The organism is Candidatus Aegiribacteria sp., from assembly GCA_021108005.1.
Taxonomy (GTDB): Bacteria; Fermentibacterota; Fermentibacteria; order Fermentibacterales; family JCC-6; genus Aegiribacteria.
Map to the genome: position 1 here is coordinate 20,095 of JAIORS010000033.1, position 10,663 is coordinate 30,757.

Sequence of the window (10,663 nt, forward strand, 5' to 3'; positions counted from 1 at the left end):
AGCTGCAACTGATTGATTTATCGAAGGTACTTATTCGGATCTATCAGAAAATCCGGTATGTAGACCTGGTTAATGCCTGTTCTGGAGGGAATGGTCCTGTCCATCGAGAGAACCATCTTGGGATAGTTGTCCGGAATTGCCTGGAGAGCTGAGAACTCCCTCTCTACCGTTTCAGGAGAAGCCAGCAGGTATGCGACTTGCAGGTAGAAGATGTTTCCATCCTTTTCCGCCACGAAATCCACTTCCCTGCCGGTCAGGCTGCCAATAAAGACGGTGAAATTTCTTCTGAGAAGCTCCATATAAACGAGATTTTCAAGGAATCCCGATATGGCTCCCCCGCGATAACCAAAGACGGCATGTCTGAAAGACAGGTCGTTCAGGTAGGCTTTTCCAGTGTAGGCCAGCTGCCGTTTTCCCCGCAGATCGAATCTCTTCACATGATGCAGCGCAAAGGCATTCACCAGGAAACTGATATACTCTATTACAGTTGCCGCAGTGGTCTTTCTGCCTGAAGATGTCAGATAATCGGCTATACTCTTCCCCGAATAAAGGGAGCCTATATTATCCGCGAGGAAATCAAGAACGGATTCAAGAAGAACAGCGTTCCTCACACCGTTCCTTATAATCACATCATTAAGAATCACTGTGTCCTGGACTGATTTCAGGTACTGATATATAACTTCTTCTTTCAGCTCCATTGAATGTATACCCGGCATGCCACCGAATCTCAGATATTCCTGAAACACGTCCTCCAGATGTCCTGCGTCATCTCCCCGGAATTGAATGTATTCTGCCAGACCCAGAGGGTAAATCCTGAGCTGAATGTATCTGCCTGAAATCTTTGAGGCCAGATCAGAAGTAAGCATACCGGCGTTTGAGCCTGACAGGTAAATATCCATTCCGCCTTCCGCCAGGAGGGAAGCAGCCAATTCTTCCCATTTCTCAATATCCTGAACCTCATCAATTATTACAGCGGAAGGATCAAGTTTTATTATGTGCTCATGAAGAACTCCCGAATCTCTGAATCGATGGTTCTCCATGAGTTCCATATTGATAAGAAGCGGGTTTTCATTCCTGTCCACCAGTGTATCGAATACCTGCCGCAGAAATACACTCTTCCCGGTACGGCGCATTCCTGTGATAACCTTGATGAGAGGAGCTCCGATGAAAGGCTCCAGTCTATCCTGATACATTTTTCTTTTATGATATAAGATGTTTAATCCTTTCGCCTATCTTATTCTATAAAAGAATATTTTTGAAGTCAATATTATACCATTGATCTTCATTTCCTGTCGGGGTACTGAGGTGGAGATTCTCCCTTTCTCTCTATGACTTCGGGCAAATCTTTAAGGGTCTGGTCACCTCTAATGGCGATTTTACGGTAAATAGATCTGTCATACATCAGTGAGATTTTTATCACAGATATCCTGTTATCCGAATTTGATTATCCTCCTGTTTCTCCTGTTACTGTTTTTTTTACTGTGTTGCGGATTGTATTCCCAGAAAACCGAACAGGTTGTATTGAAGAATCGATCAGGTTTTCTTTAACGCTTGCCGCGGCTGTATCCTCTACTGCGAGAGCGAGTACCCTTGCTCCGGCTCGTTCTGTTTCCATTACCGCGACCGAAATTCTTCGGAGCCGGCAGGTTGGACCGGAATGCTTCGTGGCAATGATAGGCATGCTCCATCTCGGTTGGTAATGGTTTGCCCAGCAAATGTTCTATTCCCCGCAGGTAGGCTCGATCCTCTGCGCAGCAGAACGAAATAGCGTCACCGTTCTCTCCCGCTCGTGCAGTGCGTCCGATTCTGTGTACGTATGTTTCAGATTCGATGGGAAGATCGTAATTGATTACGTGGGTGATATCGTCAACATCCAATCCTCGTGCTGCCACGTCTGTAGCAACAAGCACCCGGAAACGGCCCTGCTTGAAGCCATCCAGCGCCCTGATGCGTCCAGCCTGGCTCTTATTACCGTGAATGGCAGTACTTTTAACGCCGGTAGCAGATAACTTCGCAACCACTTTGTTAGCGGTATGCTTCATCTGGGTGAAAATGAGAGCTTTGTATATTGATGGGTCGCTCAGAAGAGATAACAGGAGGGCATCCTTGTTCTTTTTCCCGACGAAGAGCACCTTCTGAGTGATGTTCTCCACTACCGGTTGATCTGGTGTGATGGTAATCCGTACGGGATTGCGAACCATGGTTCTGGCCAACTCCACAATTTTTGGAGCCATAGTGGCTGAAAATAGCAGGGTCTGACGATCATCCGGAACATGAGACAACACCCTCTTGATGTCGGGAATGAAACCCATGTCAAGCATCCGATCGCCTTCATCCAGAATAAAAACCTCCACCTCATTCAGGTGGATGAATCCCTGCTGCATCAGATCAAGGAGTCGGCCTGGTGTTGCAACTAGAATGTCGATTCCTTTATTCATGGCTTTAACCTGGTGGAACTGTTTAACTCCACCGTAGATCACAGTATGTCGGAGATTTAAGAAGCGGCCATAAGTATTGATGCTCTCTCCTATCTGCGCAGCGAGTTCTCGTGTCGGGGTGAGAATGAGGGCGCGCGGAGTTCTTAGTTGGGGCCGGCGGTAGTTGCTGTTCAGCCGCTGTAGAAGCGGTAAAGCAAAGGCGGCAGTCTTCCCGGTACCTGTCTGTGCAGTACCCAGGAGGTCCCGTCCTTTCAGCAGGTGCGGAATACATTGTTCCTGAATGGGTGTGGGAGTAGTATAGCCTTCTGCGGCTAAAGCCCGCTGAATTTCCGGAATCAATGTGCCAAAGACACCTTTGGAAGGTTGGAGCTTCGGTTGTGTTGTGGAACTGTCTTTTCGCGAGCCTATCCCGCGAGAGTGTACTTGTTTTTGCATGTTTTTCCTGGTCCGGGGTTTTACAAATCTCTACCCGCCGGACGCGCTGCAAAGAAGGGTCGCAATTATTGCGACAATCGATATCTTCAATTTAATTAATTGGGATGATCGATCTGAATTGCTGGACAATCTCAAGAAGTGCAGTCAGGGCAAATCGCCCTGAAAAACAATGATGATAGAGACTTATCGCTACTGGAATATACTTGGATGTGAATGAAACGCCAACTAATAGCTTTATGAACGCGATTCACAAGCCATGGTTGTCCAGAATAGTGCAAGCACTTCTCTTCGAACCTTGCCGAAAAGAGCCCTGCTTATCGGATCAGATTCTGGTGTTCCCATAATGGGAATGTCAGGATGTATTCATTTCATGTGCCTGCTGCGAAGATATTATTGCCCTGATCAATCCCAGTTACCGATTCTCTCGAACATGCTTTTCTTCAAAGCAGTGCTTGCATTAAACAGGAAGCGCAAGTAATTCAGTATTACCTACTACTGCTTGAGCAGCACACACCTTTCCGTCCGTATGTCGGAACCTGAACGTAATACAATGAAGTAGAGGCCGCTTGACAGTTCACCCTGCTGAAAATCCACACTGGTTGTGCCGGCAGGATAGCCGCCCTCTACGAGTGACCTGACTTTTCTACCGCAAATATCGTACACATCGAGATGAATCTGCGCCGATGCAGGCAGTTCGAAAGATATTGCCGTGCTGCCTGTGAAAGGGTTCGGGCATATCCGTGATAAGGCTACGCATGACAAAACCCCATCACCGGTTTCAATGGACAACTCTGCGGAAACGTAGTTGAACAGAGAATCCATAATAAGGCTCGTAGCACCTGATTCTCCATTGGTAAGAACAATCACAGATGAGTTTTCAGCAGGACAGTAGAACATTTCAGAACTGCCGCCGTACCCGAAGCCCCCTCCGGAGTGTCCCCATATCTCACGACCGCCGTGGTAAGTGCGGTACCAGGCAAGGCCCTGGTGGGGATCAATTCCTGGATACTGGATAGTTAACATGGAATCCACAGTGGTGCTTTCGAGTATTCTGACTCCACCGATCTCACCGCCCTGCATGAAGGCAATAAGATAGTTTTTCAGCTGTAACGCACTAGTTTTCAACCACGCGCCTGGGTAATGAGGGGTGGTGCGATAACCATAGGGTACGTGGGTTGAACCGTTCCAGCTGTAAGGCATTGCCAGCTGTGTTGTGTCAATTGAGCTGATGATGAAGGAAGTGTTGTCCATCAGAAGCGGCTCAAATAGATATTCCCTGCAGTGAAGATCGAATGAATCCGAGTAAGGGCTGACACTTTCAGTGATGGCAGCCAGTACTGTGAAGGAGATAGTCGAGTAATCATAGTCGCTTCCCGGTTCGAAGTTCTGGAAATTGTCAGTGCTGTAGAGCGACCCGCCAGGCACAAAGAACTCCTGACAGAACTCTATGTTCGAGTACGTACTGTCACCCAGAGCGATCAGCTCATCGTTCAGGGCGGGATTATCATCGAGAGCAGATGTATGTGTCAGAATCATCCTTGGTGTAATCGTCACTCCAGGATAGAAAGGATTCTCGATAGTACAGGGCAAATAGTCGCTAATGTCATCATCCAGACCAACTAGCCCGTCTTCCCATAGTTGCATGAAGACGACACCGGTAACGGTTTTACTCGGGGAATACAGGTAGAACAGTGTAGAATCAGTTACAATCGTTCCCTGATTGAAGTTGGCGTCACCGAAAGCTCCACTCCAGATAATAGAATCGCCTGATGCTGCAACGGCGGCGCAACCAGGATAATGATATTGCGCCATGATCTCCAGAATGTAGGCGTCCGGTGGATCAGCAAGGCAAATTCCGTTCGCGGTAATCAGCAGAACTGCAACGGATATGAAAATTGAACCCGGCTTGAATATTCTCATTTCATTCCCCCTCCGTTATTCAAGACCGCAGAGGAATGACAAAGAAGTGCATTGAAAAAAGTGAAATCAGTCCGGAGAAATCCCTGAGCGGACTCATGATTTTTTATATACTTGTATATAGATAACATACGAATACCATTGAGTCAATTGTGCTGTAGAATCCTTATGGGATCAGGTTATTCCCCTGGAGGATCCCAGTGGTCGGCCAGGGGATGTCTTCGTCGGCAATACCTGATGAGATATCGTTTCTAAAGTTCATAAGGATTTGTGCTGCCAGAACCGGACAAATACTGAACTATGCTGATATGGCCAGGGATGCGGATATAGCTTCCAATACAGCAAAAAGCTGACTTTCTATTACATTTTTCACCATGGAACCGTCAGGTTTGAATTGATCTGATGGCAGTGTGATCGCGCCACGAGATCACTGATGTGCCGGCTCTATAGTATGAGCGTTCTCCTCCGTAAACAAGGAATGAGTCATCTTCGGAAGCAAGTGCCTTCATCCAGTTGAGCCCTTTGAAAGAGTCTGTTGTTACTGTTTGTCCGGATTTCATTTCAACAGGAATAAATACGTCTCCCCGGTCAACAATTACATCAACTTCATGTCCGGCTCTATCTCTCCAGAAGTGAAGATTGTTCCTTCTGCCTGAATTGTATCTGGTTTTCAGCATTTCCGAAACTATTAAGTTCTCGAAGAGAGGGCCTCTCATAGATGACAAATTCATTGTTCTTTCCGTCTCTATGGAGAGAAGGTATGAGGCAAGACCGGTATCATGGAAATACAGCTTCGGGGATTTGATGAGTCGCTTCGAGAAATTTCTGTGGTGCGGACGAAGAAGAAACACAATGTAGCAAGCCTCAAGAAGGGATATCCATTCTTTCGCCGTATTGTGAGTAATTCCTGCGTCTGCTGCCATGCTGGAAAGGTTCACCAGCTGACCGATCCTTCCTGCGCATAATCCCACAAAACGCTGGAATACGCTCAGATCTTTCACATTTATCAGTCTGCGGACATCTCGTTCCACATAGGATCTTATGTAGTTACCCGCCCATATGCCGGGATCAAGCTCCCGGTCATGCACAGGAGGATACAATCCGCTGAACATAATACCATCAAGTGTATATGATGGAATGAAATCGGATAGTTCGGACAAGCTGAAGGGCAGCAACTCAAGGTGAGCCGCTCTACCGGCCAGGCTCTGGGTTATTCCTGAAAGAACTCCGAATCTCTGACTACCAGTAAGAATAAAATCACCGGTGCTGCTGCTGAAATCAATAGCTTCCTGCATGTAAGACAACAGATCGGGACAGTGTTGAACTTCGTCGAAGATCGCTCCATCGGGGTAACGGTCAAGAAACAGCCTTGGATCCTCATTTGCTGATCCGCGCGTATCAAGGTTTTCAAGAGAAACATATTCCTTATCAGGAAATGCACTTCTAGCAAGAGTGGTTTTGCCTGATTGACGTGGTCCTGTGATTATCACTACAGGATAACCCCGGGCAAGTTCTTTTACAGTTGCTTCAGCTTCTCTTTTAATCATATGAACATACTAAGCTTGATCGTGCTAATTGTCAATACAATTCTCAATATGCACGAATAAGGTTCTATGTACCTCTGCTCCGGTGTTAACCGCAGAACACTGCAAAGGGATCTGGCTGAGCTTATTGACAGGGGTATCGTTACAAAGGACTCTTCGGACAATCGGAAAACTCAGACTGAGGTGGTCGGAGTAAAAGGTTGATGTAATCCTGATTTCGCTGAAGGGCTTGTTTCAGTATCAGGAGTACAGGGGAGGTAATTCGCCTTTCAACGTTATGACCTTCGGTGGGTTATCGATATCAATGTCCTTCATTCCCTGGTACGTCAGTTCAAACCAGCATTCATCTCCCCAGTCAAAGACGTAGTAGAATTTCTGCTTCAGATTCAGTCCAAGATTCGCTATAGCAATGTTAGAAGCGTCGTACTGCTCGTTGCGGGTCGCGGGGAAGACAGCTTCCGTATCGGTGAACTCGATGGAATCCATTATGACTCTTTTAGATGTGGTTGGCCGAGGGGGCAGGAAGAAAGAATACAGATGCATTTCCTCCATTTCGAATGCCCGGAATATGGCGAAATGAAGATCCATCAATGATTGATCCCCCCTTATGCCGATACTGCGGTAAGTTCTGCGGTCATGCATTAACGCAACTTTCAGTATATGTATTTTGTCATACTCCTCCGGGATATCTTCGCCCGTCTGCTCACTGAAACCATTATCGTCTCCTTCTGAAAATATCTCAAAAAGGTTTTCCCGCACATCATCAAGAGAATCCAGAACTTCCTCTTCCGATACCTTGAATGGAAGGTTCTTCTTTCCAAGCTGATGCATTATATCCGATAGTTTCCCGTCCTGTAATACCTTCATTACGCAGGGCTTAACGCCAGCCTTCTTAAACGCCCTCAGCAGACGGGAGGGAATGGAAAGCTCCATGTCCCTCAGCGAGGGGAGTGGGCTTATCATCTCATGGGCCATTATGTAGTAGGATTTCTCGTCAACGAGGAGCAGGATGTAAGCGTTTGAAGGCCGTTCGCCGGGGCCGCCTATGGCCGCTGGCATCATCAGAAGATCCGCCTGTACGGGGCCATTGCTCACCGGGAGCTTCCAGATGCTTCTCAGAAGTTCGTTCTGTATAACGAATTGTTTTTTGTACTCCGGGTTCTCCGGGACCTTTTCAATACTGTCCCTCCACCCGCCGCCTTCCTGAAGTACACGGTACATACACCTGGTATTATCGCTTCCGAGTTCGAGGAAGTTGGTGAAATCGCCCCTCCGGAAAACCTCCACAGCCTGTTCCAGGAAGATGATCATCCGGGCAGCTTCGTCACCTTCGATATACCAGGGCATGTACCCCGGCCTGTGGGATCTGAATACCGGTATGCCCCGGTCCCGTTCTAGATCAAGCCCGAGCGATTCAGCGAACATTCTGTCCTTTTCTTCCAGGCTTTCCGGGGGATCGAAGGTAACAGACAGCATTGTAAGCTCCAGTAAACATTCAGAACTGTAGATGTACCGAAGTTTGTCCAGAGAGGCTTCTCCTATGTACGCCATCACACCTGAAACCTGCCCCAGTTCTCCAATGACAGCGATGTAACCGTTCACGGCGTCCTCCGGAAGACGGACGCCGAAGACACTGCATTCCGGCAGGCTATTCCATGGTTTAAGTTGAGATATCTCCTCCGCGAGGTTGAACAGTCTCTTCCACTGGTTATCGGACGGCGCTTTTCCGGTCATACCTTATCTCCTGCCATTCAGTATACGATGCGCTCCGTTCAATCGAGGATTTCACCGGCATCACCGGTGTTCATGTATCGGTATCCGGGTATCTGAGAATCTTATTCAAGGAAGTACCGGAACTGGAATTCCGTTTCGTATTCGTTGTTGGTTTGAGAATATTACTCGTTTTACGATAGGTCAAGTAAGTAAACCACTTCTGTGTTTCGGTTGAGTCACTGTATTTACTTCAGTTGATTTTCTTACTGAAAATCGGTTTATTCTTTGTCCAGCGCTTCCCTTAAACTGACCGCCAGCTCTTTGGAGGTGAATGGCTTCTGAATGAAGAGCACGCCTTCATCCAGCACACCGTGGTGGGCTATTACGTTGGCTGTGTAACCGGACATGAAAAGACGTTTGATATCAGGATAGATTGACAGCAGATTCCTGGCCAGATCCCTGCCGTTCATCTCGGGCATCACCACATCGGTCATCAGCAGATGGATATTGCCGGAATACTCCCTGGCCAGCCGTATCGCTTCTCCGGGAATATCCGTAGAGAGCACTGTGTAGCCCAGGCGTTCAAGAATTGTCGCAATCATTTCCAGAATGGCCGGTTCGTCTTCCACCAGCAGGATGGTCTCGCTGCCGCGGACGGCTGGTTTCTCTGAATCCTTCTGAGGTTCCGAAGTTATCTTAGTGAAGTGTCGCGGCAGGTAGATACTGATGCACGCGCCCTGCCCCGGTTCGCTGTATACATTGACAAAGCCTTCGTTCTGCCTGACAATACCGTAGACTGTAGAAAGGCCAAGACCGGTGCCTTTGCCAACCTCTTTGGTGGTAAAGAACGGTTCAAAGATGTTCTTTTCAATCTCCTCATCCATACCGCAGCCGTCGTCGCTGACGGACATCATAACATATTCACCTGGAATGAAGCCGTGATGGTCATCGCAGTAATCCTCATCAAAGGCAAGATTATCGGTCTTGATGGTGAGGTTGCCCACGCCGTCAATGGCGTCCCGGGCATTGATACAGAGATTTGTCAGTATCTGATCGATCTGTGTCGAGTCCAGTCTTACCGGCCACAGGCCTCTGGCGGGCTGCCATGAAAGATCAATATCCTCGCCAATGAGACGCTTAAGCATCTTGAGCATGGATCCGACAGTCTCGTTGAGGTCAAGCACTCTGGGGGAGATGGTCTGTTTCCGCGCGAAGGCAAGAAGCTGGCTGACGATGTCAGTGGAGTGCCTGGAAGCCTTATGGATTTCCTCGAGATTGGGGCGGATCGAGCTGTCGGAAGGCAGTTCCTCCTGAATCATTTCCAGATGGCCAAGAATGACACAGAGCATGTTGTTGAAATCATGCGCCACGCCGCCCGCCAGCCTGCCTACCGATTCCAGCTTTTGTGACTGATGCAGCTGTTCAAGAAGTTTTTGTGAATTCTCCTGCGTCCGTTTGAACTCCGTGATGTCTCGCATGAAACATCCAACACCCGTTTTGCCGTTATGCAGTGCTACAGGGAATTTAATGGCCTCGTAAGAATTTTCTCCAAAATGTTCTTCTGTGGTGATTATCTTCCCTGTGGCTATAACATTCCTGTCCGATGCCCGGCAGATGTCTGCCGCTTCTTCAGGCAGAAGGTCGTAATCTGACATCCCTATGACTTCCTCAAATGATTTACCATAGAAATCCGCCATGGTTTTGTTCAAAACGAGGTATTTGAATTGGCTGTCTTTGAGAAATACCAGGTCTGAGGTGCTGTTGATAAATGTTCTGTAACGTTCTTCGCTTTCTTTTAGCGCTTTCTCGGCCTGCTTGCGCTTCGTTATGTTTCGAAATATACCAAATGCGCCTGTATACTGCTGCTGCTCAAACTGCGGCCTGACCGTAACCAGTAGATTCGATATCTGTCCGTCAGGGCGGATAATTTCCAGTTCGTAGCTGCTCGATTTCCTGGTCTTACGCATTTCTGTCTGCGAGGTAATGGTGGCGATTCCTTCTTCATCCAGGAATTCTTTCAGGTTTCTTCCCACAAGACCACCAGGTGAAACACCAAAGATATCATGAGCCGCAGGGTTTGCGAAAATAAACTGTTCTTCAGGATTAACGACGGCAATTCCCTCTCCCTGATCTTCAACAAGACTCCGGTATCGCTCCTCGCTTGTACGAAGTTCTTCCTCTACCCGTTTGCGGTCTGTTATATCCAGGTGTGTGCCGCAGACGCGGAGGGGATTGCCTTTATTATCTCTTTCTATGATTTTGCCTCTGTCGAGAATCCATACCCAGTTGCCCGTTTCATGTCTCATACGGAACTCAGCTTCGTAAAAGTCGGTTTTCCCTTCGAGATGTCTGTTCAGTATTTCATATATCCCTGGCAAGTCATCGGGGTGGACAAGTTTTTTCCATGCGTTTAAATGTGGCTCGATTTCGTCGATGCTGTAGCCTTTCATCTCAGCCCAGCGCTCGTTGAAATCCATTCTGTCGGTTTCTATGTTCCAGTTCCAGGTTCCTAGATCGCCGCCTTTCAGGGCCAGTTTCAGTTGTTCTTCGCTTTCTTTTAGCGCTTTCTCGGCCTGCCTGCGTGCGGTGATATCCCTGGAAATACCATGAATCCCG

Annotated in this window: 8 protein-coding genes; 1 reads left to right on the forward strand and 7 read right to left on the reverse strand. The window is 47.8% G+C overall.

The features are described 5' to 3' along the window. Positions 1–17: 17 nt before the first annotated feature. The 4 genes from K8S15_02470 to K8S15_02485 all read right to left on the reverse strand — a co-directional run bounded on the left by K8S15_02470 (position 18) and on the right by K8S15_02485 (position 4,793). Entirely contained in the window at positions 18–1,193 is a 1,176-nt protein-coding gene (locus K8S15_02470) for an ATP-binding protein (GenBank protein ID MCD4774898.1), read from the reverse strand. A gap of 89 nt (positions 1,194–1,282) precedes the next feature. Then, positions 1,283–1,420 (reverse strand): hypothetical protein, encoded by a 138-nt coding sequence (locus tag K8S15_02475; GenBank protein ID MCD4774899.1) that lies wholly within the window; start codon positions 1,418–1,420, stop codon positions 1,283–1,285. 124 nt (positions 1,421–1,544) lie between these two features. Continuing rightward, positions 1,545–2,873 (reverse strand): DEAD/DEAH box helicase, encoded by a 1,329-nt coding sequence (locus K8S15_02480; protein ID MCD4774900.1) that lies wholly within the window; start codon positions 2,871–2,873, stop codon positions 1,545–1,547. A 492-nt stretch (positions 2,874–3,365) separates the two neighbouring features. Continuing rightward, positions 3,366–4,793, reverse strand: coding sequence for a serine hydrolase (locus K8S15_02485; GenBank protein MCD4774901.1), 1,428 nt, complete (start codon positions 4,791–4,793; stop codon positions 3,366–3,368). 197 nt (positions 4,794–4,990) lie between these two features. On the opposite strand from K8S15_02485, the gene K8S15_02490 reads away from it, so the two are divergent. Beyond that, complete coding sequence (locus K8S15_02490) at positions 4,991–5,143, forward strand: hypothetical protein (protein MCD4774902.1); 153 nt, start codon at positions 4,991–4,993, stop codon at positions 5,141–5,143. Positions 5,144–5,173: 30 nt separating this feature from the next. On the opposite strand, the gene K8S15_02495 is transcribed toward K8S15_02490, so the two are convergent. The 3 genes from K8S15_02495 to K8S15_02505 form a co-directional block, all read right to left on the reverse strand. After that, complete coding sequence (locus K8S15_02495; protein ID MCD4774903.1) at positions 5,174–6,337, reverse strand: ATP-binding protein; 1,164 nt, start codon at positions 6,335–6,337, stop codon at positions 5,174–5,176. Between the two features lie 237 nt (positions 6,338–6,574). Then, a complete protein-coding gene (locus K8S15_02500; GenBank protein MCD4774904.1) occupies positions 6,575–8,068 on the reverse strand; it encodes a plasmid pRiA4b ORF-3 family protein in 1,494 nt (497 codons plus the stop codon). A gap of 257 nt (positions 8,069–8,325) precedes the next feature. Next, on the reverse strand, positions 8,326–10,663 hold a 2,338-nt coding region (locus K8S15_02505), incomplete at its 5' end, for a PAS domain S-box protein (protein ID MCD4774905.1).